Source organism: Corynebacterium sp. HMSC078A10 (assembly GCF_001811565.1).
Lineage (GTDB): Bacteria > Actinomycetota > Actinomycetes > Mycobacteriales > Mycobacteriaceae > Corynebacterium > Corynebacterium hesseae.
This window is the reverse complement of record NZ_KV805197.1, coordinates 21,944-47,792: the sequence shown is the minus strand read 5'-3', so window position 1 is coordinate 47,792 and position 25,849 is coordinate 21,944. Positions and strand designations below refer to the sequence as shown.

Annotated in this window: 21 protein-coding genes; 12 read left to right on the top strand and 9 right to left on the bottom strand. The window is 60.3% G+C overall.

The window, feature by feature from the left end:
• The first annotated feature begins 438 nt into the window (after positions 1–438).
• Entirely contained in the window at positions 439–1,557 is a 1,119-nt protein-coding gene (locus tag HMPREF2808_RS05180) for an HNH endonuclease signature motif containing protein (RefSeq protein ID WP_246818514.1), read from the top strand.
• A gap of 225 nt (positions 1,558–1,782) precedes the next feature.
• On the opposite strand, the gene trpA is transcribed toward HMPREF2808_RS05180, so the two are convergent.
• The 8 genes from trpA to HMPREF2808_RS05140 form a co-directional block, all read right to left on the bottom strand.
• On the bottom strand, positions 1,783–2,613 hold the full coding sequence (gene trpA / locus HMPREF2808_RS05175; RefSeq protein ID WP_070563645.1) for a tryptophan synthase subunit alpha: 831 nt from the start codon (positions 2,611–2,613) through the stop codon (positions 1,783–1,785).
• Positions 2,613–3,827, bottom strand: a complete 1,215-nt coding sequence (gene trpB / locus HMPREF2808_RS05170) for a tryptophan synthase subunit beta (RefSeq protein WP_070565648.1) — start codon at positions 3,825–3,827, stop codon at positions 2,613–2,615. Before trpB ends, trpA begins: the two co-directional genes overlap by 1 nt.
• 32 nt (positions 3,828–3,859) lie before the next feature.
• Positions 3,860–5,242, bottom strand: coding sequence for a bifunctional indole-3-glycerol-phosphate synthase TrpC/phosphoribosylanthranilate isomerase TrpF (trpCF, locus tag HMPREF2808_RS05165; protein ID WP_070624086.1), 1,383 nt, complete (start codon positions 5,240–5,242; stop codon positions 3,860–3,862).
• Positions 5,220–6,257 (bottom strand): anthranilate phosphoribosyltransferase, encoded by a 1,038-nt coding sequence (gene trpD / locus HMPREF2808_RS05160; protein ID WP_070565652.1) that lies wholly within the window; start codon positions 6,255–6,257, stop codon positions 5,220–5,222. The genes trpCF and trpD overlap by 23 nt, the downstream gene beginning before the upstream one ends.
• A complete protein-coding gene (locus HMPREF2808_RS05155) occupies positions 6,257–6,901 on the bottom strand; it encodes an anthranilate synthase component II (protein WP_070565654.1) in 645 nt (214 codons plus the stop codon). Before HMPREF2808_RS05155 ends, trpD begins: the two co-directional genes overlap by 1 nt.
• On the bottom strand, positions 6,898–8,397 hold the full coding sequence (locus HMPREF2808_RS05150; protein WP_070624084.1) for an anthranilate synthase component 1: 1,500 nt from the start codon (positions 8,395–8,397) through the stop codon (positions 6,898–6,900). Before HMPREF2808_RS05150 ends, HMPREF2808_RS05155 begins: the two co-directional genes overlap by 4 nt.
• Before the next feature lie 396 nt (positions 8,398–8,793).
• Positions 8,794–10,644 carry an FAD-binding monooxygenase gene (locus HMPREF2808_RS05145; RefSeq protein WP_070624082.1) on the bottom strand — a complete coding sequence of 617 codons (1,851 nt, stop codon included), beginning with the start codon at positions 10,642–10,644 and terminating at the stop codon, positions 8,794–8,796.
• A 222-nt stretch (positions 10,645–10,866) separates the two neighbouring features.
• Positions 10,867–12,231, bottom strand: coding sequence for an MFS transporter (locus tag HMPREF2808_RS05140; RefSeq protein ID WP_070565660.1), 1,365 nt, complete (start codon positions 12,229–12,231; stop codon positions 10,867–10,869).
• A gap of 124 nt (positions 12,232–12,355) precedes the next feature.
• Between HMPREF2808_RS05140 and HMPREF2808_RS05135 the strand changes: the two genes are divergently transcribed.
• From HMPREF2808_RS05135 to HMPREF2808_RS05100, 8 genes are all read left to right on the top strand, one after another.
• Positions 12,356–13,831 (top strand): fumarylacetoacetate hydrolase family protein, encoded by a 1,476-nt coding sequence (locus HMPREF2808_RS05135; RefSeq protein ID WP_070533647.1) that lies wholly within the window; start codon positions 12,356–12,358, stop codon positions 13,829–13,831.
• Positions 13,828–14,490, top strand: a complete 663-nt coding sequence (locus HMPREF2808_RS05130) for a GntR family transcriptional regulator (protein ID WP_070565662.1) — start codon at positions 13,828–13,830, stop codon at positions 14,488–14,490. Before HMPREF2808_RS05135 ends, HMPREF2808_RS05130 begins: the two co-directional genes overlap by 4 nt.
• Before the next feature lie 16 nt (positions 14,491–14,506).
• Positions 14,507–16,021: a 5-carboxymethyl-2-hydroxymuconate semialdehyde dehydrogenase gene (hpaE, locus tag HMPREF2808_RS05125; RefSeq protein WP_070563617.1), complete on the top strand. Its 1,515-nt coding sequence runs from the start codon at positions 14,507–14,509 to the stop codon at positions 16,019–16,021.
• A gap of 47 nt (positions 16,022–16,068) precedes the next feature.
• A complete protein-coding gene (gene hpaD, locus HMPREF2808_RS05120; RefSeq protein WP_070563615.1) occupies positions 16,069–17,145 on the top strand; it encodes a 3,4-dihydroxyphenylacetate 2,3-dioxygenase in 1,077 nt (358 codons plus the stop codon).
• A 160-nt stretch (positions 17,146–17,305) separates the two neighbouring features.
• Positions 17,306–18,091, top strand: coding sequence for a 2-oxo-hept-4-ene-1,7-dioate hydratase (hpaH, locus tag HMPREF2808_RS05115; protein WP_070521825.1), 786 nt, complete (start codon positions 17,306–17,308; stop codon positions 18,089–18,091).
• The gene (locus HMPREF2808_RS05110) at positions 18,076–18,861 is read left to right on the top strand and encodes an HpcH/HpaI aldolase family protein (RefSeq protein WP_070563609.1); all 786 of its coding nucleotides are present in this window, start codon (positions 18,076–18,078) and stop codon (positions 18,859–18,861) included. The genes hpaH and HMPREF2808_RS05110 overlap by 16 nt, the downstream gene beginning before the upstream one ends.
• Before the next feature lie 9 nt (positions 18,862–18,870).
• Positions 18,871–20,358, top strand: coding sequence for an NAD-dependent succinate-semialdehyde dehydrogenase (locus HMPREF2808_RS05105; RefSeq protein ID WP_070521819.1), 1,488 nt, complete (start codon positions 18,871–18,873; stop codon positions 20,356–20,358).
• A gap of 197 nt (positions 20,359–20,555) precedes the next feature.
• Positions 20,556–22,076, top strand: a complete 1,521-nt coding sequence (locus HMPREF2808_RS05100; protein ID WP_070565666.1) for a GMC family oxidoreductase — start codon at positions 20,556–20,558, stop codon at positions 22,074–22,076.
• Positions 22,077–22,163: 87 nt separating this feature from the next.
• Here the strand turns inward: HMPREF2808_RS05100 and HMPREF2808_RS05095 are convergent, their stop codons facing one another.
• The gene (locus HMPREF2808_RS05095) at positions 22,164–23,087 is read right to left on the bottom strand and encodes an AraC-like ligand-binding domain-containing protein (protein ID WP_070563606.1); all 924 of its coding nucleotides are present in this window, start codon (positions 23,085–23,087) and stop codon (positions 22,164–22,166) included.
• Positions 23,088–23,237: 150 nt separating this feature from the next.
• On the opposite strand from HMPREF2808_RS05095, the gene HMPREF2808_RS05090 reads away from it, so the two are divergent.
• Genes HMPREF2808_RS05090 through HMPREF2808_RS05080 form a run of 3 tightly spaced genes read left to right on the top strand, consistent with a single transcriptional unit; the run spans position 23,238 to position 25,733 of the window.
• Positions 23,238–24,647, top strand: coding sequence for an aldehyde dehydrogenase family protein (locus tag HMPREF2808_RS05090; RefSeq protein ID WP_070563603.1), 1,410 nt, complete (start codon positions 23,238–23,240; stop codon positions 24,645–24,647).
• A gap of 30 nt (positions 24,648–24,677) precedes the next feature.
• Positions 24,678–24,941 (top strand): hypothetical protein, encoded by a 264-nt coding sequence (locus tag HMPREF2808_RS05085; RefSeq protein WP_070524133.1) that lies wholly within the window; start codon positions 24,678–24,680, stop codon positions 24,939–24,941.
• A 3-nt stretch (positions 24,942–24,944) separates the two neighbouring features.
• Positions 24,945–25,733, top strand: coding sequence for a zeta toxin family protein (locus HMPREF2808_RS05080; protein ID WP_070563600.1), 789 nt, complete (start codon positions 24,945–24,947; stop codon positions 25,731–25,733).
• The last annotated feature ends 116 nt before the right edge of the window (positions 25,734–25,849 follow it).

Here is a 25,849-nt window from a genome sequence, read left to right as displayed (position 1 = left end):
GGTTTCACGTGAAACCCTGAAAGCTTCCCCCTTCCCTAGCTTGCGTTCCATTTCCGGTCTATACGTTTAGACCAATCAATTGGAAGGTTGGCTGCGGGAGGGGGATTTTTGTATGCCTTGTTGCCGACGTCGCGGGCCGCTCGGTCGTGCAAGGAGCTCCCAAAAACTCTGACGAAAACCGAAATGGCTCTTTTGGGACGAGCTTAGAACATGTATTCTAAAGGTGGGAGTGGGGGAAGCAATTATCCGGCTAATTTAGGGATGCAGCTCCCCATGGGAATCACAACAAATTCTTCAACCTCGGTACCTACTGCGTATTTTTCTCACTCAAACCCGCATGATCCAGAATGTATGGCGGGTCAACTCATGCGAAGAACAGAGTATGAGTTTTGGTCACGTGTCCAGCCACCCCTCGACGCAGATTCAGACACTGCATTTATGACCCTTGGCCAAAAGACGGGAAAGTCTCCGGCACATGTGGCTCGGAATGTCATGGGGCTTATTCGTCTCAGTGAATTGCCGAAGGTGAAGGCGTTGCAAGATTCTGAATTCCTACTCGATATGCAAGCCTTGGTTGCTATTGATCAAGTACTGGCAAAGCTGGGCAACCCTATTCAGTCAGTTCTCTCAGAGATCGATAGTCAATTGGAGGCGTGGCTAACACCGACTAAACCCAACCAGGTCTTTCCCAGCGCTGAAAAGATTCGGCGCAAGGTGCGCGACATCGCTAAGGTCTTGGATGATTCGATCGCGTTCCGGGATAAGCGGAAGAAGAACCGGTATTCACTCCTCACCCGGGGAGAACGTGCCTCGATCCAGTTAGAGGTCGATAGTAACGTCGGCGTCGTAATCCACGAGACAATCAAGCTGGCCGCAAAAGAGCATGACGTCTCAATGGCGGATGCCTTAGTTCTCCTCATTACGGGCAAGATTCAGCCGGAGGCTGGAAAAGTTGTTGTGCATGAATTCAAAGCCACTGACGTGGAGGGAGCGCCGGTCTATGTTCAGGGACACGGCTGGACCGGTGAAGGAGTCCCAGCGTCGAGGACTGTGACGAGAGACTTTAGTGAAGCGCCAGAACCGTGTGAAGGCTACCAGCCCTCAGATTTCACGCGAAAGTATGTCGAGGGGCGCGACGGGACCTGTCGGGCGCCTGGCTGTAATCGACCGGCTTGGACATGCCAACTGGACCACAGGATTAACTACGCCGATGGTGGCCCTACGCACCCATCTAACCTGGTTGCCCTTTGTCAGCACCACCACAACATGAAAACTGACGGACGGGCTTTCTATATCCTGGACCCAGTTACTGGTGATGTTGTCTGGTTGTTTGAGGACGGCACCTGGGCGGTGACTGAAGCAACCGGTCCTCTGGCCCCGGCGTCTAAGGTGTGGGCACGAACCGTCGCGGAAGATGTCATTGCTCACCGGCGGAAGATGCACGAAGAGGCCAAAGCCTTGAAGGTTGAGCTTGATGGCGGAGAGTTGGTCGAGGTCTTCGACAGGACGGACCCGGCGGATCGCTACTCGAACGCATCCGATGGTATCCCCTTCTGAGGGCCAAGAGACTATCGCTGTTGGGGATTAGGGAATCAAGGAGGCTTTGGAAGGCACAGAAGGCGGCATTATTAGTGACTGCTGGCTACAACGACGGTAGCCGATGGGCTTGTGCATATGGAACACGCGCTGTTTCACGTGAAACGACCCCTTCCATCGTGACGCGTGGTGGCGCACGACGTGATGGAAGAGGCCGAGGTGGGTCAGGATTGTTCGGGAAAGCGCTTAGCCAACGGCACGCTTGGTAGCAGCCTTCATCTTGGATACGAAGTCGGTGACTGCAGAGGCGAGTCCGTCGGTGGGCTTGTTGTTCTCGTCGAGGTGAGCGTCGACAATCTTCGTTAAAGCAGATCCGGTGATGGCCCCAGCTGCGCCAGCGGAGATGGCATCGGCGACATGCTGAGGGGTTGAGATCCCAAAGCCAAGGAGAATCGGTGCCCCACCAAAGCGTTTCACGTTGTTCACTACATCAACGAGCCCGCGGGTTTCCGATTCCTTCTCGGTGCCGGTGACGCCGTCGCGAGAGATTGCGTAAATGTAGCCCCTCGAGTATTGAGCCACGCCCTGGAGGGTCTGCTCCGAGGCTTGTGCCGGGGCGATGAAGATCGGGTCAATGCCGGCCTTGTCGGCGGCGGCGACGAAAGGTGCGCCTTCGCGGACGGGGACGTCGGGAAGCAAGATGCTATCAGCACCCGCTTCTTGAAACTCGGAGTAGAAGGTCTCCAACCCACGAGTGAAGGGAACATTGCCATAGATGAGCATGCCAATCGGAAGGTCTGGGAATTCGGCTCGAATCTGGCGGATTTGGGCGATGGCGGAATCAACCGTTGCCCCTCCTTCGAGCGCGCGGATGTGTGAGGCCTGAATGGTGGGACCGTCGGCAACAGGGTCCGAAAAGGGGACGCCGAGTTCGAGCGCATCGGCCCCGCCGGCGACGGCCGCGCGAACGATGTCGAGGGCAGTGTCTGGGTCGGGATCGCTCAACATGATGAAGGGAACGAAGGCCCCTTCATTGCGGGCGGCAAGGTTGGAGAAGAGTTTCTCGTATCGGCTCATTACTTGTCCTCCGTGATCTTGAATTCGGGGTGCGCGTCGAGGGTGCGGCGGACGTGGTCGATGTCTTTGTCGCCGCGCCCGGAAAGGGAAACGAGAATGGTGATGTCCTCATCTTTGCGCTTAAGCGCATAGGCCAGGGCGTGTGAGGATTCAAGGGCGGGAATGATGCCTTCGCGGCGGCTGAGGATTTGGAACGCTTCAAGTGCCTCCGCGTCGGTGATGCCGACATAGGTGGCGCGGCCCGTCTGCGCCAGGTGAGCATGCTGTGGACCGACGCCGGGGTAATCGAGGCCGGCGGAGATGGAATAGGACTCCTCTACTTGACCGTCGGCATTGCGCATGAGGTAGGAGCGGGCGCCGTGGAGGATGCCAATGGTGCCATTGTTGATCGTGGCACCGTGGTGTCCGGAATCGAGGCCCTCTCCCCCAGGCTCGGCGCCGACGAGCTCGACCGACTCCTCGTCGATGAAATCCGCGAACATGCCGATGGCATTGGAGCCGCCGCCGACGCAGGCGACGACCACGTCGGGAAGCCCGCCCGTGCGCTCAAGCATTTGGGCCTTGGCTTCCTCGGAAATCACCCTGTGGAACTCGCGGACAATCGTGGGGAAAGGATGGGGGCCGGCAGCGGTGCCGAGCAGGTAGTGGGATTCGTGGAACGTTGCGGTCCAATCGCGCAGCGCCTCATTAACGGCATCTTTGAGGGTGCCAGATCCGGAGTCCACCGGAATGACCTTCGCGCCCATGAGCTCCATGCGGTAGACATTGGGCTGTTGCCTCTCGACGTCTTTAGCGCCCATGTAGATGACGCACTCAAGATCGAGCAGCGCGCAGGCAAGCGCAGTCGCGGTCCCGTGCTGGCCCGCGCCGGTCTCAGCGATAATGCGGGTCTTTCCCATGCGCTTGGCCAAGAGCGCTTGGCCAATCACCTGGTTGGTCTTGTGGGCGCCGCCGTGGACGAGGTCCTCCCTCTTGAGGAAAATACGTGCCTTTCCACCGAGCTTAGTTGCCTCGGTGAGAGGGGTGGGACGGCCAAGGTAGTCACGAAGATAGCCGGACAGTTCTTTGCGGAAGGCGGGATCGTTTTGCGCTTCGACGAAGGCCTTCTCGAGTTGGTCGAGTGCGGGAATGAGAGACTCGGGGACAAACTGTCCGCCGAACTCGCCGAAATACGCGGGAAGGAGGGTTTCCCTCGCGTCTTGTGGGTTAGTCATGGTGTTCCTTTTGGGTAGGTTTGGGTTAAGGGTTAATACGTAAAGTGACGAATGGTGTTGAAGGCCGTAGCGATGAGCGCGGTGTCCTTTCTGCCGTTAATTTCGACGCCGGAGTTGATGTCCAGTCCGGCTGTGCCAACGCCTAGCGCATCGTGAAGGTTGTCGGGTTTAAGGCCACCCGCGAGAAGTGCCTTTTCTTTGACGTTGTCGGGAATTGTTGACCAATCGAAGGAGTTACCCGTACCGCCGGCGCCAGAGTCGAGGATGAGCATGTCGGAGGCGTCGGCAAGCGCAGTGGCGAGCTCCGGGCCGTGCGGCGCTGTCATATCGATGGCGCGCCATACCTGCCGCTCCCCCGCTACCGCGCGGACGGACTCTATGAGTTGAAGTTCGGCGGATGTGCTTCCCTGGTAAGGGGCGTGGATCTGCAGGGCGGAGATGCCGTCGAAAGCGAGCTCCTCCCAGCCAGTGGTGCGGCGAGAGACCGCGACGTAGCTGAGATCGGGTTCGTGGGCGATGATGTCGAGCGCGGTTTCACGTGAAACATTGCGCGGCGATGCCTCTTCGAAGATAAGCCCGCCGTAGACTGCGCCGGCGGCGCGGGCGGCCTGAGCTGCAGACCACGCCGTAAGTCCGCAGACCTTATTGTGGCCATAGACAAGCTCGCGTGCAGCACGATCGATATCAGGCGTACCCGTGAGTTGGGAGCCGACAAGGAATGCGTTGGCATGAGACCCAAGGCGGCGCACAGTCTGATTGTTGCGGATGCCGGATTCCGAAACCACAACTTTGCCGGAGGGCACAAAGCGAGACAGGCGCTCGGACCGGGTGAGATCGATGCTGAGGTCGTGGAGGTTGCGGTTGTTAATGCCAATGACGTCCACGCCAAAGGCAGTGGCGCGCTCGACTTCGTCCTCAGTGATCGCCTCGGTGAGAACGTCGAGCCCAAGGGAATCTGCCAAATGTTTGAGCTCTGCATAGGTTTCATCGTCGACGATGGACATCATGAGCAGTATGGCGTCGGCGCCAAAGTAACGCGCGGCATACACCTGGATCGGATCGATAATGAAGTCTTTGCACAAGACCGGCAGGTGCGTGGACAGCGCCACGGTCTGCAAATGGGCATAGTCACCACCGAAACGGTCCGGTTCGCAGAGAACAGAGATGGCTGAGGCATAGCGCGAATACACGCGGGCGATGGCTCCCGGTTCATAATGCTCACGGATGAGGCCGAGCGACGGGGACGCGGACTTGCATTCCATGATGAAACGGTTGGTCCCGTTGAGCGCGTCGTAGAAGGAACGCTCGGAGCGCGGGAGAGTCGTGAGGTCCACGTGGGCGAGGCGTTCACGGATGGCTGGTAGATGCGTGCGGCGCTTGGCGACGATCCCCTCAAGCACGGTCGGCAGAGCCATAGTTCGCCTCCTCGTGCTTCTTCAGCCATGCGGCCACGGTGCCGTCCTGGATGAGTTGGTTGGCGTGCGCGACGCCGTCTTGGATGGTGTCAGTTGTGCCGTTGAGATAGAACATGGCGCCGGCGGTGGCGACGATCGCGTCGTGATGGGCCGGCTTGCCCGCACCGGCGAAGACCGCCCGGAGGGCCTTCGCGTTTTCTTCCCCGTTGCCGCCGGCAAGGTCGGACAAGTCATGGCGGGAAATGCCGAGGTCTTCGGGGGTGAGCTCGTAGTGGCTAATGGTGCCGTCGCGAAGCTCCCAGACCTGGGTGGTACCGTGAACGGCAATCTCATCGGTGCCAGCACCGTGGACCACGAGCGCGCGGGTGCGGCCGAGCTCCTTGAAGACCTCAGCGATGAGCTGGCCTTGCTCGGGGTTGGCTATGCCCATGATTTGGAACTCCGGGCGGCCGGGGCTCAGGAGCGGGCCCATGGTGTTGAAGAGAGTGGAGACGCCGAGGCCCTTGCGCACCGGTTGCACGTGGGCGACGGCCGGGTTGTAGGCCGGCGCAAAGAGGAAGGTGAAATTGGATGCCTCGAGCTGGCGGACTGCGCGGTCTGGGTCGAGATCAAGCGGGATGCCGAGGGCCTCCAGGACGTCGGCTGAGCCAGACTTGGAGGAGACAGAGCGGTTGCCGTGCTTGACCATCTTGACTCCGCCCGCGGAGGCGACGAGGGAAGCGCCGGTGGTGACGTTGATGGTGTTAGCGCCATCGCCGCCGGTTCCCGCGGTGTCCATGAGCCCCTTGCCGGTGACAGGGAATGGCCGGCCGGCCTTGATGAAAGCGCGTGCCGCGCCGGCGACATCAGCGAAGGTCTCTCCGCGGGTGCGGATGTGGGTCAGGAGGGCGGCGATATGGATATCGTCATACTCCCCTACCGTCAGTGGGGTGAAGACCTCGATGGCTTGCTCCAGGGTCGGCTCTTGGATGTCGAGGAAGGCTTGCAATGTCGTCAATGCCTTATTATCAGTCATTACTTGGATCCTTCAATGGTGGGGTGAACAGAAAGTTGATTAATACACCGCTCGATCATGATCGGTCCCGTCGGCGTGAGGAGTGATTCTGGGTGGAACTGGAGGCCGAGAGCCATGCCGTCGAGTGTTTCCGCCGCCATGGTGACGGGGCCAATGGCGGTCTCGGTCTCGGCGAGGCTGCGAATCTGGGCGGGAACGTTCGCGCAGCCTAAGGAGTGGTAACGCGCAACGGGGATGAGGCGGCCAACATAGTTCGGGTTATCGGGCTCGGAGTCGGTGGTGAGACCCTGAAAGAGAGGGTGGCTGGCGCCGGCGTCGGTCAGCGTTATGGGTACGGATGAGCCGTGGACTGGGCCGCAGGGCTCGACGGTGCCGCCGAAGTGATCAAGGAGCGCCTGGAAGCCCAAGCAGATACCGAGGATGGGGATGCGGCCGAGGGTGGCGTCGATAAGCTGCATCATCGATCCGGCGTCGCGGGGATGACCCGGGCCGGGCGAGAGGAGGATGATATCGGGCTGGGCGGCGAGGACCTCCTCCACGGGCACGATGTTGCGGAAGACGGTGGTGTTATAGCCGGCGAGGGCGTCGACGAGGTTGTAGACGAAGGAATCGTGGTTATCGATGAGGACGACGTGCGGATTCATCGGATGACCTCCAGAGATGCGTTGTGTGCCTGGGCGATGGCGCTGAGCACCGCGTAGGCCTTGTGGACCGTTTCGTCGGCCTCGGATTGTGGGACGGAATCGCGCACGACGCCCGCGCCGGCCTGGACGACGGCCGTGCCATCCTTGACATAGGCGGAACGGATGACGATGCAGTTATCCATCGAGCCATCGCCGCGCAGGTAGCCGATTGCGCCGCCGAAGGAGCCGCGGCGAGTACCTTCGGTTTCGCGGATGAGCTCCATGGCGCGCAGCTTCGGAGCGCCGGTGAGCGTGCCCATATTCATGCAGGCGCGGTAGGCGTCGAGGGCGTCGAAATCCTCGTGCAGCGTGGCGATGACCCGGGAAACCAGGTGCATGACGCGCGAGTAGCGGTCCACCTGGAGCAGGTCGGCGACCTTTCGGGTGCCGGGGACGGCGACGCGGGCGAGGTCGTTGCGGGCCAGGTCCACGAGCATGATGTGCTCCGAGACCTCTTTGGAGTCGGTGCGCATCTCCAGTTCATTGCGGATATCCAGCTCGTGGGTCGCACCGCGCGGGCGGGTGCCGGCCACGGGATAGAGCTGCACCTGCCGGTCGGAGGCCGTGTACTTCAGATTCGACTCAGGGGACGCACCGAAGAGCTCGTGTTCCTCCCCGCGCAGGTAGAACATGTACGGCGAGGGGTTGGTCTTCCGCAGCGTGCGGTAGGCGGCGAAGGCATCGGGGCAGTCGAGGCTGAAGGCGCGGGAAGGGACCACCTGATAAATATCGCCTGCATGCACGTTGCCTTGGAGGCGCTCGACGTGGCGGCGGAAGGCAGCGTCATCGATGCTGGCGCGTGCGCTGATGGTTTCGCACGGTGCGGGGGCTTCTGGGGTGATGGGCTCGGTGGCAGCGGTACGGTCGAGCTCCGCTTCGAGCGCGCGCTTGTCGACGCCCCACCCCTCAATCTTTGCTCTCTTGGTGAGGTGGTCCACCGTGAGGACATGCTCGGCGACGAGAAACTCATAATCCGGATACGCGTTTGGGCCGTCCGGTACCGGTGGCAGTTCCTCGAACGTCGCGACGTAGTCGAAGGCGAATCCGCCTCCAAGGAATGGGAGTGACTCGCCGGAGTAGAGCTGGCTAAACTGCAGCGTGCGCAGAATATCAGCGGTGGAGGTGGCGCGGAGGCGGGCGCGCTCATCGTGCTCGGTGGGGAGATCGAAGCGGAAGGTGACGCTGCCTTCTGAGCTGTGGATGATCCGTGATTGGAAGTCCGCGCGGAGTTCGTCGATAAGAAGGCCGCCCGACGTTGTCAACGCGGTGGCGGTGACCTCCTGGCCCCGGCACACCACCTTGAGTGCAGCCTTTGTGATGGCGATGCACGTGAGGTTTTTCTTGGACTCGATGTCCGCGGACTCTAAGAGCAGGGAGTTCTGTGGGGTGGCGAGGGCATAAAAGAGTGCGCTGGCGTCGGGTGTGTACCTGACCTCGCGTGTGGCTGTGTACGGCATATTCTGTCTTTCTTCAACGGTTTTGTGTGCTGCCGCGAGCTTCGCAAGAGAGCAAAACGCCGAAAAGCCCGCAGCTGCGGGCCTTAAATATGGGAGAACAACGAGGCCCGCGGGTTACGCGCGCCACCACCAAAGGTTAACTGTGTTCTTCATATCACTGACTCTAACACCGATACCTTCCGCCGTACAGATAATGCACCGGCGGGTACCCCCGTGGTAAGCGGATGGACGAGCTGAAGGGACCGATGCGTGAGTGTTTCACGTGAAACCTAGGTGCTGTACTTGGCGGTCCCGACCCCCTGTGTCCATGAGGGTGGTTTCGGCAAGGCGGCAAAAAGGGCCCGGCACGATGCCGGGCCCTAAGGAGTGCAGCGAGAGTTGAACGTGAATGAGGGGCTACTTGAGCTTGATGAGCGCGGAGGAGAAGTAGTCCTCGACCGCTGATGGAACATCGAGTGGGAGGACGGCACCGACGTACTGGTCCGGGCGAACGATGACGACGGCTCCGTAACGGGAAATGCCGCGGCCTTCAAAGATGTCCTTGTCCCCGGGGAGTGCGTTGAAGACGTTCTCCCAATTCGGAACATTGAACTTGCCGTTGCGGGGGCGGAAGAGAAGAGGGGCGTCGAGAATCTCGTAGTCGTGGTGGTTCGTCTGCTGGTAGATGGCCTTCACATCGAAGTAGGTATTCTCGTCAGCCCCTTCGGGGGTGAACTTGGCCAGGATGGGCCCGACCTTCTCGGCCCACTGGCTCAGCGTGGAGTCCTCGCCGGCCTTGGGGGCATCGGCGAAGGCGTAGATGCGGTAGCGGCCATCTGCGGTGTGCTGGTGGCCCAGGTGCTGAGGGTAGGCGTCGCAGCGGCGCAGGACCTCAAAGGACTTGAAGCGCTTGCCCACCGGGAAGCCGGAAGCCAGATCTTGGTGCTGGGTAGTGCCGACGATCAGGTTTTCCTCGTACTGCGTCATCATGCCGGCGGCGAACTCCTCCGCGGCAACGTAGTACTTCTCCACTGCCTCCGGATCATCGAGCTCCTCTGTCGGGGTGGCCATGAGGGTCGACCACTCGCGGTCGAAGTTGATGAGGTTCTGGGCGGCCGGCTGGCGCTCACCGTGGTACGTGCTGAGAAGCTCCTTCGGCGCGCGGCCGTCGAGGACGTGGCCGAGCTTCCATCCAATGTTGAAGCCATCCTGCATGGAGACGTTCATGCCCTGTCCCGCCTTTGCCGAGTGGGTATGGCAGGCGTCGCCGGTGAGGAAGACGCGTGGGTCGTCGTCGTTATCGTCGAAGGCGTCGACAAGGCGGTGGCCCACCTCGTAGACGGAATGCCACGCCACCATCTTGACGTCGACGAAATAGGGGGCGTAAATCTCGTTCGCCTTCTCGATGATCTTCTCAATCGGCGTGTTGCGGACCTTGTGGTTGTCATCCTCTGGCACCACGCCGAGATCGACGTACACGCGGCAGAGGTAGCCGCCCTCGCGCGGGATGTGGAGGATAGAACCGGCCTGGGAGTGGATGGCGCACTTGGTGCGCCAGTCCGGGAAATCGGTGTCAACGACAACGTCCATGACACCCCACGCGTGGTTAGCCTGGTCGCCCTTGAGCGAGCGGCCGATGGACTTGCGGACGCGTGACTTAGCGCCATCGCAACCGACGACGTACTTAGCGCGAACGTCGCGCGGGTTGCCGTCGACATCCTCGAGGTGCACCGTCACCGGGTATTCGCCCTCCCCTACCTCTAGGGAGACAAAATTCCAGCCATAGTCCGGGGTGATGCGGCCGGGCGCGCGGTGTGCATAGCGGGCGAAGTAATCCAACACACGGGCCTGGTTGACAATGAGGTGTGGGAATTCGGAGATTCCTTGTTCATCATCAACAGGGCAGGCACCGCGGACAATCTTGGAGCGATCATTCGGATCCGGGTTCCAGAAGGCCATCTCCGTAATTTCATAGGCCTCTTCCGTGATTTCCTTAGCAAAGCCAAAGGCCTGGAAGGTCTCTACAGAGCGGGACTGGATGCCATCAGCTTGTCCGAGCTCAAGGCGATGCGGGCGACGCTCAATGATGCGCGTATTGACGTTGGGAAACATCGCGAGCTGTGCCGCAGCGATCATGCCTGCGGGCCCGGAGCCCACAATGAGAACGTCCATTTCATCTGGAAGTTCAGAAGCGCGATCGACGCCGTACCCGGCGGGCTCGTGCACGCGGGGGTCTTCCGAAACGTAGCCATTGTGGTGGAACTGCACTGTGGACTCCTTAGTCAGCGGTTGTAATGAACGAGAACGAAGGGGTGGTGGGGGTAGCGGCCACTCCCCTACTGCCATGTGATCTTTGCTCTTGTGGGTGGTGACTCAGTTCAAGGCGTCTCTGAGATGTGAGCTGGGTCTTAGAAGGGAATCATATATGATATGCCCGCCTCGCACAATGGCCCTTGTGAAATCGTGAGGGCTCATGTGGAGGGGCGTCGTCTAGCGCGGGCTGAAAATGAAGTGTCCTCGGGATTGCTCGGCCTCGTGTTCCGCGCCGAGCGCGATTCCCTTGCGCTCACGCAGGATGAAGGTGCAGATGAAGCCGACGATCGAAGCAGATACGAGGTAGCCCGACACCGCAAAAGTGGTACCTGTTGCCTCGACGAGCGAAGCGGCAATCATGGGGGCGAAGGCGCCGCCCAGGACCGAGCCGAGGGCATAGGTGATGGACACACCCGTGGCGCGAATCGAGGCGGGGAATAGTTCTGCGTACATCGCGGATTGCGCGCCGTAGGTCAGGCCCAGACCCACGGTGAGGAAGAGGAGTGCGCCGTAGAGGAGGCCTAGGCTTCCGGTATTGACCAGCGGGAAGAGGGCGGCAGCGCCGATGCCCTGCAAGATGAATCCCAGGAGGTAGGTATTTCGGCGGCCGATGTAATCCGAGACAAAACCGGCGAACAAGGTGGTCAAGGCCCAAGAGAAGGCAGACACGGTCACGGCGTTGAGGACATCACCGCGGTCGAGTGCGACGGGGCCCTCGGGGTCGGTGGCGTAGCGCTGGATGTAGCCGCCCGTAGTCATGTACCCGACGGTGCCGTTACCTGCGAAGACGAGCGCGGCGACCAGGACGAGCGGGGTGAACTTCTTAAACAGCGTGCCAATGGGGTTGGTGGCTTCTTCCTCTTCGCGTTCCGCAATCTCCGCGAACACCGGGGATTCGTCGACGCCCATGCGGATGAGGTAGCCCACCAAGACGAGGACGAAGGAGAGGAGGAAGGGAACGCGCCAGCCCCAGTCCATGAAGGCGTCGCCAGGCGCGATGGTGTTCATGATGGATAGCACGCCAGAGGAGAGCAGCAGGCCGGCGGGTACGCCGATCTGGGGGCCTGCGCCGTAGAGGCCGCGCCTGTCAGTCGGGGCGTGTTCCACCGCCATGAGCACCGCGGAGCCCCATTCGCCACCAGCAGAGATGCCCTGGATGATGCGCAGGGTGATGAGGAGAATCGGCGCCCAGATTCCAGCGGTTTCATAGGTTGGCAGAACGCCAATCAGGGTGGTTGCGCCGCCCATGGCGATGAGCGTGACCATGAGGACCACGCGGCGTCCGAAGCGGTCGGCGAAGTGCCCGGCCAGGAAGGCGCCGACTGGGCGGAACAGGAAGGACAAGCCAACGGTCAGGAAGGAGATGATGGTGGCCAGGCCACCTTCGAGCGGGCCGAACATGAGGTGGTTGAACACGAGTCCGGCCACTGCTGCATAGAGGAAGTAGTCGTACCACTCGATGGCGGTACCGATGGTCGTCGCGGCGACGACGCGGCGGCGTTCAGCCGTCGATATTGTCGGCGTGACAGTTGCGTGCGACATAGTGAGATTCCTTTCGGCATGGGGTGTGCCATATACGGAAAAACGTGTGAGTTGAACCACTTGCGGTGGTGCTAGGGATAATATACGATCTGGGCAAGGATTTGTTCACAATTAAGGATTCTTCATGGCTGTACCTGAGTTCTTGCCGGTTAAACCGGGCAAAATGATCGCTGTCCATGTGGCCTTTGAGTCCCGCGCGGCACAGCGCGGTCGCTGGCCCAAGACCCCGAGTTACTTCCTCAAGGCGACGAGCACGCTGGCTGAGTCGGACGGGGTAGTCGAGCGCCCCGAAGGAACCGAACTGTTGGCCTTCGAAGGCGAAATCGCACTTATCATCGGCACTCCGGCCCGCAACGTATCCCTCGAGGATGCGTGGAAGCACGTTGCCTACGTGACCGCCTCGAACGACATTGGCCTGTACGACTACAAGGTTCAGGACAAGGGCTCCAATACCCGTTCCAAGTCGCGCGATGGGTACACCCCCATTGGGCCGGAGCTTATCGACGCCCAGGGGATCGACCCCAAGGGCCTTCGCCTTCGCACGTGGGTCAACGGAGAGGTTGTCCAAGAGGGAACGTCCTCCGACGAAGACCTCATCTTCCCTCTCGCCCAGTTTGTTGCCGACCTTTCCCAGCACATGACACTGGAGGCCGGTGACATCATCCTCACCGGCACCCCTGCAGGATCTTCCGTCATCGAGCCTGGTGACGTCGTAGAGGTTGAGGTCGACGTTCCAGGAGGCGTGAGCTCCGGCAAGCTGAAGACCACCGTGAAGGAAGTCCCCGCCTCCTTCGATCCGCAGCTGGGCAATCTGCCCTACATTGACGATAAGCAGCGCGAGGATGCCTACGGTGACCGCGAGTCTGCTGGCCTTCCCCCCAAGGATGAGGGCGGCCTCGACCCGGAGCTTAAGTCTGCTCTGGAGAAGGCCCCCACCGCCGGTTTGTCTGCTCAGCTGCGCAAGCGCGGCATCAACCAATCCGTGATCGAAGGCGTGTACCCGCAAGCCAAGGGAACCAAGATGGTGGGCGTCGCCCGCACCTTGCGCTTCGTGGCCGGCCGTGAGGATCTGTTCAAGTCCCATGGCGGTGGCCTCAACGAGCAGAAGAAGGTCTTCGACACGGTCAGGGAGGGCGAGGTCATCGTCATTGAGGCCCGTCAGGAATCCGGCTCCGGAACGCTCGGTGACATTCTGGCGCTGCGCGCCAAGGTGCGCGGTGCTGCTGGTGTTGTGACCGATGGCGGCGTGCGTGACTACGAGGCCGTCAAGGAGATTGGCCTTCCCGTCTTCACCCAGGGCGCGCACCCCTGCGTTCTCGGACGCAAACACGTTCCGTGGGATAGCGACATCGCCGTCTCCTGCGGTAACGCCACCGTCCTTCCCGGTGACATCATCGTCGGCGACGATGACGGCGTCGTGGTGATTCCCCGCGACATCGCAGCCGAAGTCGCCGAGGCCGCTCTGGCCAAGGAGCACGAGGACGAATGGGTTGCTTCCCAGGTGGAGACGGGAGCCAGCTTGGATGGCCTCTTCCCGCCGACCGGAGCGAACAAGGAAGCCTACATCGCGTTCCGTGATGGAAAGGCGGGTGGTCAATGACGGAACCCGCGGCACCAGCTGGGGAGAGCAAGTCCCAGAAAGCCTATAACTGGATAAGTGAAAAGATTCGTACTCGCGAGTATGAACCCGGCTACCGCCTCGTGCTGGCAGCAATCGCGGATGACTTGGGAATCAGCGTGGTCCCCGTCCGCGAAGCCATTCGCCAGCTTGAGGCGGAAGGAATGGTCACCTACGAGCGCAACGTCGGTGCCAGCGTTACCACGTATAACCGCGAGGCCTATTACGAATCCATGGACATCGTTGCCACCGTGGAGGCCAACGCCACGGCGCAATCCGCTCCGCATCTTGGCCCAGAGGATATTGCCCAGGCGCGGGAGATTAATCAGCGCATGCGGGAGCTTGATATCCACCACGATCCAGAGGTATTTACCCAGCTCAACAAAGAATTTCATAGCGTTCTCTTCTCCAAGTGCCCGAACGAGAGGCTGAAGAACTTGGTGGTGGACCAATGGAAGCAATTGGAATACCACCGCGTCTCCACCTTTCGGTACGTGCCCGAGAGAGCCCAAGAGTCCACACGAGAACACGAGCAATTGCTCAGCCTCATCGAGGCTGGCGCGGAACCCACCTACATAGAAAAGGTGGCCAGGCAACACAGACTGACCACCCTCAGCACCTATCGCAAGAAAAACGACTAAGGAGTGTAAACCACCTATGGCTACGAACAACGATGCAGCTAAGCCCACCGATCTCCCCGAGAAGATTCTTCACTACATCAATGGCGAGTTTGTCTCGTCGGTAGATGGTGATGAATTCGAGGTCCTGGATCCGGTCACGAACAAGCCCTACATCAAGGCTGCTTCCGGCAAGCCGGAAGACATTGAGAAGGCGGTGGCCGCCGCTAAGGATGCTTTCGAGAACGGCCCGTGGTCCAAGGCCTTGCCGCGCGAGCGCGCCCGCGTCTTGAACAAGATTGCGGACATTGTCGAAACCCGCGCAGACAAGCTTGCCGCGTGGGAGTCCTTCGACTCCGGCCTGCCCATCACCCAGGCCAACGGCCAGGCTAAGCGCGCTGCTGAGAACTTCCGCTTCTTCGCAGACCTGATCGTGGCGCAGGCTGACGACGCCTACAAGGTGCCGGGCCGCCAGATCAACTATGTCAACCGCAAGCCGATTGGCGTGGCGGGCCTGATTACCCCGTGGAACACCCCGTTCATGCTGGAGTCCTGGAAGCTCGCACCGGCTATCGCCACCGGCAACTCCGTCGTCCTGAAGCCAGCCGAGTTCACTCCGCTTTCCGCACAGCTGTGGGCAGGAATCTTTGAGGAGGCCGGTCTGCCGAAGGGCGTCTTTAACCTGGTCAACGGCTTTGGTGAGGAAGGCTATGCAGGTGACCCGCTGGTCAAACACCCGGACGTCCCGCTGATTTCCTTCACCGGCGAGTCCCGCACCGGCCAGATCATCTTCGGCAACGCAGCCCCTCACCTCAAGGGTCTGTCGATGGAGCTGGGCGGCAAGTCCCCCGCCATCGTCTTCAGCGATGCCGACCTGGAGACCGCGATCGATGCCTGCATCTTCGGCGTCTTCTCCCTTAACGGTGAGCGTTGCACCGCCGGTTCCCGCATCCTGGTTCAGCGCGATATCTACGACGAGTTCGTGGAGCGCTACACCGCACAGGCTAAGCGCGTGAAGGTGGGCCTGCCTTCCGACCCCACCACCGAGGTCGGCGCTCTGGTCCACCCGGAGCACTACGAGAAGGTCACCTCCTACATCGAGATCGGCAAGCAGGAGGCCACCCTGGCCGCCGGCGGCGAGCGCCCGGAGGGCTTCGAGGAAGGCAACTTTGTTCAGCCGACCGTCTTCGTTGACGTCAAGCCGGACGCCCGCATCTTCCAGGAAGAGATCTTCGGCCCCGTCGTGGCCATCACCCCGTTTGATACCGATGAAGAAGCCCTCGAGCTGGCCAACAACACGAAGTACGGCCTTGCCGCCTATGTGTGGACCTCGGATCTGAAGCGCGCCCACAACTTCGCTCAGAACGTTGAGGCCGGCATGGTGTGGCTCAACTCCAATAACGTCCGTGACCTGCGCACCCCGTTCGGCGGCGTCAAGGCCTCCGGCCTGGGCCACGAGGGCGGCTACCGCTCGATCGACTTCTACACCGACCAGCAGGCTGTTCACATCAACCTGGACAAGGTACACAACCCGGTCTTTGGCAAGCAGGACTAAGCCGTCCACTCTCTACTCCCCCACCACTAACTAACTAAGGAGCCATCATGGCTGACATTCAGGCCCCCGACATTCTGCGTTGTGCCTACATGGAGATCATCGTTACCGATCTCGCTGCCTCCCGTAAGTTCTACGTTGACACCCTCGGTCTCGTCGTGACCGAGGAGAACGAGAACGAAATCTACCTCCGCACTTTCGAGGAGTTCATCCACCACAACCTCGTGCTGCGTCAGGGCCCCGTCGCTGCCGTCGCTGCCTTCTCCTTCCGCGTCCGTTCCCCGGAAGACCTGGACCTTGCGGAGGAGTTCTACAAGGCGCGCGGTTGCGAGGTGCGCCGTAACAAGGATGGCTTCGTTAAGGGCATCGGCGATTCCGTCCGCGTCCAGGATCCGCTGGGCTTCCCGTACGAGTTCTTCTACGAGGTTGAGCACGTCGAGCGTCTGGCTTGGGCATACGATGCCCACATCCCTGGCGCGCTTGTTCGCCTCGACCACTTCAACCAGATCACCCCGGACGTTCCTTCCGCTGTGAAGTACATGGAGGAGCTCGGCTTCCGCACCACCGAGGACATCCGCGATGAGGAGGGAACTGTTTACGCCGCATGGATGCGCCGTAAGCCGACGGTGCACGACACCGCCATGACCGGTGGCGATGGCCCGCGTATGCACCACATCGCGTTTGCTACCCACGAGAAGCACAACATCATCGCGATTTGTGACAAGTTGGGTGCGCTGCGCGAGTCCGACCGTATTGAGCGCGGCCCGGGCCGCCACGGTGTTTCCAATGCGTACTACCTGTACCTGCGCGACCCGGACGGCCACCGCGTAGAGATCTACACCCAGGACTACTACACCGGCGACCCGGATAACCCGGTCGTGACCTGGGATGTCCACGATAACCAGCGCCGCGACTGGTGGGGAACCCCGGTTGTTCCTTCTTGGTACCGCGATGGCTCCACCGTCCTCGACTTGGACGGCAACCCGGTGCCGCTGGTTGCCCGTGAGGATGAGTCCGAGCTGGAGGCCACCATTGGCGCGGATGGCTTCTCCTACACCCGCAAGGAAGATGCGGAGGAGATGCCGGAGTGGAAGCAAGGCGAGTACAAGCTGGGACACCAGCTCTAAAACGACCTAAGTACTCAGGTTGATGAACGTGGCCCCGTGGCGTCGAGAAGCAAGCGCACATAACGCGGGGCCGCGTTGTCGTTTCACGTGAAACCTTCAGGTTCAACAAACCTGTTAAACAGAACAAATACGTTCTACAACACCTTAAGGAGCGAAGTACATGCTGGATGAGAAACAGCACATCGCTATCGCAGATGAACTGGCGCAAGCCGAAAAGGACCGCACGATGGTCCCGCTGCTGACTGCCCGTTTCCCGGAGATGAGCATCGAGGACTCCTACGCGGTGCAGCGCGAATGGGTACGCCGCGGTGAGGAAAGCGGGCGCCGCCTTGTGGGCCGCAAAATTGGCCTGACCTCAAAGGTTATGCAGGAGGCCACGGGAATCACCGAGCCAGACTACGGCGCAATCTTTGAAGACCAGGTCTATGAGAACGGCTCCACTATCGAGCACGCGCAGTTCTCCAACGTCCGCATCGAGGTCGAGCTGGCCTTCGTGCTCAAGGAAGAGCTGAAGGGACCGAATTGCAGCATTTTCGACGTGCTGCGCGCGACGGAGTACGTCGTCCCAGCTCTGGAGATCCTCTCCTCCCGCATCGAGATGGAGGGACGCACCATTGTCGACACCATTTCGGATAACGCAGCCCTCGGCGCCATGATCTACGGCGGCAACCCGGTGGATCCCGCGGACGTCGACCTGCGCTGGGTGTCCGCGCTGCTCTATCGCAACGAGTCCATCGAAGATACGGGCGTGGCCGCGGCTGTGCTGAACCACCCGGCCATGGGTGTGGCATGGCTTGCCAATAAGCTCCACGCGCACGGCGATAGCCTGGCCGCCGGCGACATCATCCTGGCCGGTTCCTTCACCAAGCCCATGTGGGTCGAACCGGGCGATACCGTCCACGCAGACTACGGAAAGTTGGGGTCCATCACATGCCGATTCCAGTAAAGTTGCCGCCCACCTTCGCGGACGTCCTCGAGAAGGCCGAGCAGCCACTCGTTGGCGCATGGATTTGTTCTGGCTCGGAGGCCGCGGCAGAGATCATCGCCTCAGCTGGCTTTAGCTGGACGCTGATCGACGGCGAGCACTCGCCCTATGGCCTCGAAACCATCCTCTCCTTGCTGCGCGCCACCGATGCCTATGGCCTGACGCGCGTGGTTCGCGTGCCGGTGAACAACACGGCGCTGATCAAGCAGTACCTGGACCTGGGCGCACAAAACCTCATGGTGCCCATGATTGATACGGCCGAGGAAGCTGAGGCGGCAGTCGCGGCTATGCACTACCCGCCCCGCGGTGTACGCGGAGTCGGCTCGGCTCTGGCCCGCTCCTCGCGGTGGAACGGCGTGGAGGACTACCTCACCAACGCTTCGGACACGGTGAGCCTCACGGTGCAGATCGAGTCTGCGACCGCAGTGGAGAACGTGGAAGACATCGTGGCCGTCGAAGGCGTGGACAACATCTTCGTCGGGCCCTCGGACCTAGCGGCCTCGATGGGGCTTCTGGGCCAGCAGACCCATCCGGATGTACTCGAGGCGGTCAATCACACATTTGAAGCAGTCCGCGCTTCCGGAAAGAAGGTAGGCGTCAACGCTTTCAACCTTGAGCAGGCCCAGAAATATTTAGAATCTGGAGCATCATTTGCCCTGGTTGGGGCTGATGTTCAGCTTCTTTCAGGTGCGGCGCGCCAACTGGCAGACAAATTCCATTTGGGAGGGTAAAAAAGAACCATGAGTGAAAACAACAAGGTCAATATTGACGAGCTGCTGGCCAAGGTTCCGACCGGCTTGCTGATTAACGGTGAGTGGGTGGACGCCTCCGATGGCTCCACCTTCGATGTAGAAAACCCGGCAACCGGTGAGGTTATTGCCACCCTTGCGTCCGCTACTTCTGAGGACGCGAAGAAGGCTATGGATGCCGCCTGCGCCGTGCAGGATGAGTGGGCACGCACGTCTACGCGTGAACGTTCCGACCTGCTGCGCCGCGCCTTTGACCTGGTGCAGGAGCGCAAGGATGAGTTCGCTGCGCTGATGACCCTTGAGATGGGCAAGCCGCTGGCGGAGTCCTATGGTGAGGTCACCTACGGCGCTGAGTACCTGCGCTGGTTTAGTGAGGAAGCCGTACGCAACTACGGCCGCACCTTGCCGGCGCCGGAGGGCACCCTGCGCATGATTACCCGCCGCAAGCCCGTGGGTCCGTGCCTGCTTATTACCCCGTGGAACTTCCCGCTGGCTATGGCTACTCGCAAGATTGCCCCGGCCATCGCCGCTGGTTGCACCATGGTGGTGAAGCCGGCCAAGCTGACGCCGCTGACCACCCAGTACTTCGCACAGACCATGATTGATGCCGGCGTTCCGGCAGGCGTGGTGAACGTGGTCTCCGGTAAGTCGGCCTCTGCCATTTCTGAGCCGATCATGGCGGATTCCCGCCTGCGCAAGATTTCCTTCACCGGCTCTACCCCGGTGGGCAAGACCCTGCTCAAGGCAGCCGCTGACAACGTCCTGCGCACCTCGATGGAGCTGGGCGGCAACGCTCCGTTCATCGTCTTTGAGGACGCTGACATCGACCAGGCCGTTGAGGGTGCAATGGGCGCCAAGATGCGCAACATCGGTGAGGCCTGCACCGCGGCTAACCGTTTCATCGTTCACGAGTCCGTCGCTGATGAGTTTGCGGAGAAGTTCGCCAAGCGCATCGGTGAGCTCAAGGTGGGCAATGGCCTTGATGAGGGCGTTACCTGCGGTCCGCTTGTGGAGAAGAAGGCACTGGATAACATCACCGCGCTTGTCGACGACGCCGTGGCCAAGGGTGCCAAGGTCCTCATCGGTGGCAAGCCGGGCGAGGGCAAGGGCTACTTCTACTCCCCTACTGTTCTCACGAACGTCTCCCGTGATGCCCGCGTTGCCCAGGAGGAGATCTTCGGACCGATCGCTCCGATTCTGACCTTCTCCGATGAGAAGGAAGCCATCGCGCTTGCGAATGACACGGAGTACGGCCTGGCCTCCTACGTGTTCACCGAGGATTCCAACCGTATGTGGCGCGTTGGCGACGGCCTCGAGTTCGGCCTCATGGGCTTCAACGCTGGCGTCATCTCCAACGCCGCCGCCCCGTTCGGTGGCGTCAAGCAGTCCGGCATGGGCCGCGAGGGCGGTGCCGAGGGCATCGAAGAGTACACGTCGCTGCAGTACATTGCCATGCCTAACCCTTATGCGAATGCATAACTAGTGCAATAGCTTCGCGATACTGATGAAGGCCGCCCTACGGGGCGGCTTTCTTTTTCTTCAATCTCTTCTTGGTATGCATTCTGCACATTTAGCCAAAGTGTGTGCGCTATCACTCAAGCCCTGTTGATGTGTCGCAGAATATATTCCAAGTCATCGGCTCACGCGGAGTCGTCTGCACCCAGGGAGGTTTGAATTTGTCTCAAGAAAAAACCAAGAGCTTTGATTACATCGTTGTAGGAGCTGGGTCAGCCGGGTGCGTTATTGCCCGTCGGCTTGTTGACGCGGGAAAGAATGTCGTAGTTCTTGAAGCTGGCGATTATGACGTCAATCCCGACATTGAGAAGGTGCACACCTTGGGACTCCTTTGGGGTTCACCTCAAGACTGGAACTATCGTACGGTTCCTCAATCGTGGGCAGCTGGCCGGAGCCTGCACATTCCCCGCGGAAAGGTAATGGGCGGCTCGCATGCGCTCAATGCCACCATTTGGGTCCGTGGCGCTAAGCAGGACTACGACACATGGGCCTATTTAGGCAATGACGGCTGGTCCTGGGAGGACGTGCTGCCCGTTTTCAAATCGATTGAAAACTACGATGGTGGCGCTTCGGAGGTCCGTGGAAGCGAGGGATTGCTTGATGTAATGGAGAATTACACTCGTCACCCGCTTCAAAATGACTTTTTCCAAGCAGCTCAGGAAGCGGGTATTCCACTTAACGAGGATTACAACTCCGGTGACGTGGAAGGCGTGGGCAAGATTCAGGCAAATGTTCGCAACGGAAACCGCTTCAACACTTGGCACGCGTACCTGAAACCAGTCGAGGATGCACCCAATCTCACCATTATCACAAGCGCGCACGTCCACGGACTGCTCGTTGAAAGTGGTGCCATCCTTGGCGTTAATGTCGAAGTTGCTGGTGAACTTCAGGAGCTTCGTGCTGATGAGACGATTCTTTGTGCGGGTGCGTTGAATTCGCCGGAAATCCTCCTGCGTTCCGGTATTGGGCCGGCAGAAGAACTCGAGGCGTTGGGGATTACCTCGACTCATGATCTTCCTGGCGTAGGCAAGAATCTCCATGATCACTTACTCTCCCCTGTTATCTTCACTACGACGAAGAAGGAAGTACCCGTCCCGGAAGTTCTGCCAGCCGAGGTACACGTGTTTTCAAAGTCGCGTCCTGAGGCTGCCGTCCCTGATACTCAGCCGCTATATTTCTCAATCCCCATGTACAACGAAGGCATGGAGGGGCCAGATAATGGATTTACGCTAATGGGTGGCATTGTTAGGCCTGCCAGTCGCGGTGAGTTGACCCTGACGGGGCCAAATCCCTCGGATCCCATTGCTATTGATTTCGGCGCTTTGTCGGTGCAGGCAGACGTCGATGCATTGGTAGCTTCCGTAAAGCAGTGCCGCGAAGTTGGCCGCCAGCAGGCATTGGCCGAGTGGGGGCCCGAGGAAGTCTACCCAGGTCCAGATGTAGCCGACGAGGATCTTGAGGACTATGTTCGCAGCACCGCTATCACGTATCACCACCAAGTTGGAACTTGCAAGATGGGAATTGACTCGATGGCTGTAGTTGATCCGCGCACTCTTAAGGTCTATGGGCTTGAGGGGATCCGAATCGCCGATGCTTCTGTAATGCCACTCGTGCCGACGGGAAACACTAATGCGCCCTCTATCATGATCGCTGAAAAGGCCGCGACATACTTATTAGGGTGAGGGCTCTTTGCGGCTACATGTGGGCATTGCCTTCGGTGCAAATAGCAGTGTAGCTGCATTAATGAAGGCCAATTTAAATGGGAAAAGTTACTGCGCCTGATTGTATGAACGATACGCACTCGGTGATTCGTGATACTCCGCCTTGAAGATGCGCGAGAGGTGCGAGGGATCGTGCAGGCCATAGCGGGCGCTGATGTGGCTGATTGATTCTTCGGAGTGCCGCGGGTCCACGAGTTCGCGGCGGATGTGCTCGAGGCGCCTGGTTCTGATGTAGCTGCCGACCGAGAGGCCTTGTTCGGAGAACTTGGCGTGGAGGTGGCGCACCGACACGAAGAGTGCTTGGGCGATGGTGCTGGGGCCTAGGTCCGGGTCGCCCAGGTGCTTCTCGATGTAGGCGGTTGCCTGGTTGAACAACAGTGTGCCCGCTGAGGGTTCATCGGCCACATCGGAGGCGAGGACCGAAACCAGCATGGTGAGCGCGGAGCGGACCAAGGCGGTGGCGTGCGGGCCCTTCAATAGGTCCAGGTTCTTGGCCAGTTGCTCAAAGAGGGGAACTGCCACCGCACCCAAGCCGTGCGAGCGGGAGATGGGGTTCGCTGTGAGGCGTTGGATCTGCGCTGGTGAAATATCGAGGAAGCTCTGCGGGAAGTGCACGATGAGTGTGTTTTGCTCCTCCGGATAGCGCAGCGTGTAGGGCCGTTGGGTCACGTACAGAGCTAGGTCCCCTGGATGCAATTCACACGTTCGCCCGTCCTGGCTCATGGTTGATGAGCCAGAAATCTGCAGGCTGAGCTTGCAAAAGGGAGCCTCGTCGGTAGAAACCTTGTATCGGTTCACCGTATGGGGCGAGGTGCACATATCGAAGAGGGAAATATCCCCCACCTTCGTTGACCGCAGCGTGGCGTGAAAGGAAGCGGGGTCTTCGGTGTCCACGTCGAGTTGACCAAAGGAATCGGAAGACGCGGTGCGCCATGACGCGATATCGAAATGCTCAACGGCTGAAGCAGACATAGCTGGAATCATATCGTGAGAGCTCACACATTTGTGGACAAATTGTATGCACGCAGAGTCAAGCGGATTGATGTGGTGCAGGTAACATGCCGAATAAAAGTTTCTTCGGGCTTTGTTCGCGGGCCCACGACTTCTTCACAAGGAGATCTCATGACTCAGTTCGCCACCTACGCTGATCTGCTCAACGCCATCACGGACGAGAACGGACGCGAAATCCTCAACCCCGCCACCGGAGAGGTTGTTGGCCGCGCGCCAGAGAACACCGTTGAGGACCTTAACGCTGCGGTGGAGACCGCACGCGCAGCGCAGAAGGACTTTGCCAAGCTTAGCGACGAAGAACGGTGCGCGCTTCTCACCAAGGCCGCCGCCGCCATCGACGCTAATGCAGAGGCACTCGTTGAGCTTCTCTCCCGTGAGCAGGGCAAGCCGCTCAACGGCCCGAACGCCCGCTTCGAGGTCGGTGCCTGCTCCGGCTGGCTGAATGCTACCGCCTCCTTCGAGCACCCCAACTACACCGCCGTCGATGATGACATCACCGCCACCGTCAACTACCGCCCGCTCGGCGTCGTCGGTGCTATCGGCCCGTGGAACTGGCCGATGATGATCACCATCTGGCAGATTGCGCCAGCGCTGCGTATGGGCAACGCGGTCGTCGTCAAGCCCTCCGAGTACACCCCGCTCTCCGTATTGGGCCTGCTCAAGGTGGTCAACTCCGTGCTGCCGGAGGGTGTGCTCCAAGTCGTCAGCGGTGCCGGTGAGGTTGGCGCGGCGCTGACTACCCACGAGGGCGTCGACAAGATCATGTTCACCGGTTCTACCGCCACCGGCAAGAAGATCGTGGAGGCCAGCGCGGACAACCTCACCCGCCTCACGCTGGAGCTCGGCGGCAATGACGCCGGTATCGTGCTGGATGACGCTGACCCGAAGGAGATCGCCGGCGACCTCTTCTGGGGCGCGTTCATCAACACCGGCCAGACCTGTGCGGCGATGAAGCGCGTGTATGTGCCGGAGTCGCTGTACGACGCCGTCTGCGAAGCCCTCGTCGAGGTAGCCAAGGCCTCCCCGATGGGCGTGGGCCTCGAGGAAGAGAACGTGCTCGGCCCGCTGCAGAACAAGCAGCAGTTCGACATCGTGGACAAGCTTGTCAGCGCCGCCAAGGATTCCGGCGCCCGCGTGCTGCTGGGTGGTGACCCGGACTACGACGCGCCGGGCTACTTCTACCCCACCACCCTGGTGGCGGATATCGACCCGGATAACGCGCTGGTCGTCGAGGAGCAGTTCGGTCCTGCGCTGCCGATCGTGAAGTACACAGACCTGGAATGGGCCATCGAGCAGGCCAACAAGCTTGACGTGGGCTTGGGCTCCTCCGTGTGGTCCTCCAACCGTGAGCGCGCTCTGGACGTCGCTGCGCAGCTGGAGGCAGGCACTACCTGGATCAATGCCCACGGTGCTGTGGATCCGCGCGTGCCTTTCGGTGGCATCAAGTCCTCCGGCTACGGTGTGGAGTTCGGTACCGAGGGCCTCAAGGGCCTGGCGTACCCGCAGATCATCAACGGCTAAAACCGCCATGGCGCTGCTATTCTTAGCGCCATGAGCACCGCCAAAGTCCCGGAGATCGAGTACGCAGCCTTCGACGCCATGAAGGAGGTTGCGTCCTCGCTGAAAGCTGCCTACCTCACTCGGGCCGCTGAAGCAGGCAACGATGTTGAATCACAATGGTGGATTCGTCAGAATTGGCTGGTAGAGGACATAGTCAGTGGTGTTGATTCAACCGACATTGAAGCCATCCGCGCCGCTGCGGCTCTCTTTGCGCAGCGGCTTGAAGCCCTCTCCTCCGAGCACAAAGCGGCATAGCCTATGCTTTCCGCCGCTGACTTCCCCGTTGATCCGCAGGTCATGGAGCAACGGCTAAAGACTCTGCAAACTAGCTATTTTGGTCGGTCGAATGCTCATGGTCCGGCTGTTCCAGAGGTCATTTATGTGGCGGGGCAGCCAGCGTCAGGCAAATCAACGGCTATTGAATCTGTAAAGAATGGTCACGCGGTCCTTGATTCCGATGAGGTTCGGAAGCTGCACCCCGCCCTCGACGAGATCATGGAGCGCGACCCCCTGCGCATGGACGTGCTCACCAATGGACCGGTGCCCTATTGGATGTCCTCGCTGATTGAATATGGTCGGCAGCACGGGCACTCCCTCATCATTGAGAACACGCTGTCCAACCCGGAATTCATCGCGGGTGAGATAGCCAAGTTTCGGTCTGCGGGTTTCCGCGTGAAGGTCGTGGGCTTGGCGGTGGCGCAGGAGGTCTCAAGGCTGGGCGTCGTCCAGCGCTACCTGGAGGCGCAGCGTGTGAGCCGCTACCCGCGCTGGACCAATGAGGTTTCCCATACGTCGGGCTTTAAAGCCATCGTCCCAGGGCTTCAAGCGATTGCCCCGCTTGTCGACGACCTCGAGATCCGCACCCGCGACGGCCGTACCTTGAGCGGCATCGAGGATATTGAAGCCGAGCGCGCAACCTGGTTCGACTCCCCCGCTGTTCGGGCCGACTGGCTGGCCCGTTTCGACAGCTGTGACTTGAGTGGGCTTGAAGCTGAGAAGCTCACGCAAAACCTCGTGGCTGATGCAGAGCTTATCCGCAAGCTTTAAGGCTGTGCCCGTGGAACTGCGCGCCCGGTAGGCGGTGAGAGCTTCGTGTCAAAGCGGCTGCTGGCGAGCTGGCGGTCTGCGAGGTCTAGCAGGCTGAGGATGTCGTCTGCGTGGAG

Bases quoted from the DNA above. Each gene is read 5' to 3' on its own strand.
- HMPREF2808_RS05180 (WP_246818514.1), top strand. From the start codon at position 439: ATGACCCTTGGCCAAAAGACGGGAAAGTCTCCGGCACATGTGGCTCGG.
- trpA (WP_070563645.1), bottom strand. From the start codon at position 2,613: ATGAGCCGATACGAGAAACTCTTCTCCAACCTTGCCGCCCGCAATGAA.
- trpB (WP_070565648.1), bottom strand. From the start codon at position 3,827: ATGACTAACCCACAAGACGCGAGGGAAACCCTCCTTCCCGCGTATTTC.
- trpCF (WP_070624086.1), bottom strand. From the start codon at position 5,242: ATGGCTCTGCCGACCGTGCTTGAGGGGATCGTCGCCAAGCGCCGCACG.
- trpD (WP_070565652.1), bottom strand. From the start codon at position 6,257: ATGACTGATAATAAGGCATTGACGACATTGCAAGCCTTCCTCGACATC.
- HMPREF2808_RS05155 (WP_070565654.1), bottom strand. From the start codon at position 6,901: ATGAATCCGCACGTCGTCCTCATCGATAACCACGATTCCTTCGTCTAC.
- HMPREF2808_RS05150 (WP_070624084.1), bottom strand. From the start codon at position 8,397: ATGCCGTACACAGCCACACGCGAGGTCAGGTACACACCCGACGCCAGC.
- HMPREF2808_RS05140 (WP_070565660.1), bottom strand. From the start codon at position 12,231: ATGTCGCACGCAACTGTCACGCCGACAATATCGACGGCTGAACGCCGC.
- HMPREF2808_RS05135 (WP_070533647.1), top strand. From the start codon at position 12,356: ATGGCTGTACCTGAGTTCTTGCCGGTTAAACCGGGCAAAATGATCGCT.
- HMPREF2808_RS05130 (WP_070565662.1), top strand. From the start codon at position 13,828: ATGACGGAACCCGCGGCACCAGCTGGGGAGAGCAAGTCCCAGAAAGCC.
- hpaE (WP_070563617.1), top strand. From the start codon at position 14,507: ATGGCTACGAACAACGATGCAGCTAAGCCCACCGATCTCCCCGAGAAG.
- hpaD (WP_070563615.1), top strand. From the start codon at position 16,069: ATGGCTGACATTCAGGCCCCCGACATTCTGCGTTGTGCCTACATGGAG.
- hpaH (WP_070521825.1), top strand. From the start codon at position 17,306: ATGCTGGATGAGAAACAGCACATCGCTATCGCAGATGAACTGGCGCAA.
- HMPREF2808_RS05110 (WP_070563609.1), top strand. From the start codon at position 18,076: ATGCCGATTCCAGTAAAGTTGCCGCCCACCTTCGCGGACGTCCTCGAG.
- HMPREF2808_RS05105 (WP_070521819.1), top strand. From the start codon at position 18,871: ATGAGTGAAAACAACAAGGTCAATATTGACGAGCTGCTGGCCAAGGTT.
- HMPREF2808_RS05095 (WP_070563606.1), bottom strand. From the start codon at position 23,087: ATGTCTGCTTCAGCCGTTGAGCATTTCGATATCGCGTCATGGCGCACC.
- HMPREF2808_RS05090 (WP_070563603.1), top strand. From the start codon at position 23,238: ATGACTCAGTTCGCCACCTACGCTGATCTGCTCAACGCCATCACGGAC.
- HMPREF2808_RS05085 (WP_070524133.1), top strand. From the start codon at position 24,678: ATGAGCACCGCCAAAGTCCCGGAGATCGAGTACGCAGCCTTCGACGCC.
- HMPREF2808_RS05080 (WP_070563600.1), top strand. From the start codon at position 24,945: ATGCTTTCCGCCGCTGACTTCCCCGTTGATCCGCAGGTCATGGAGCAA.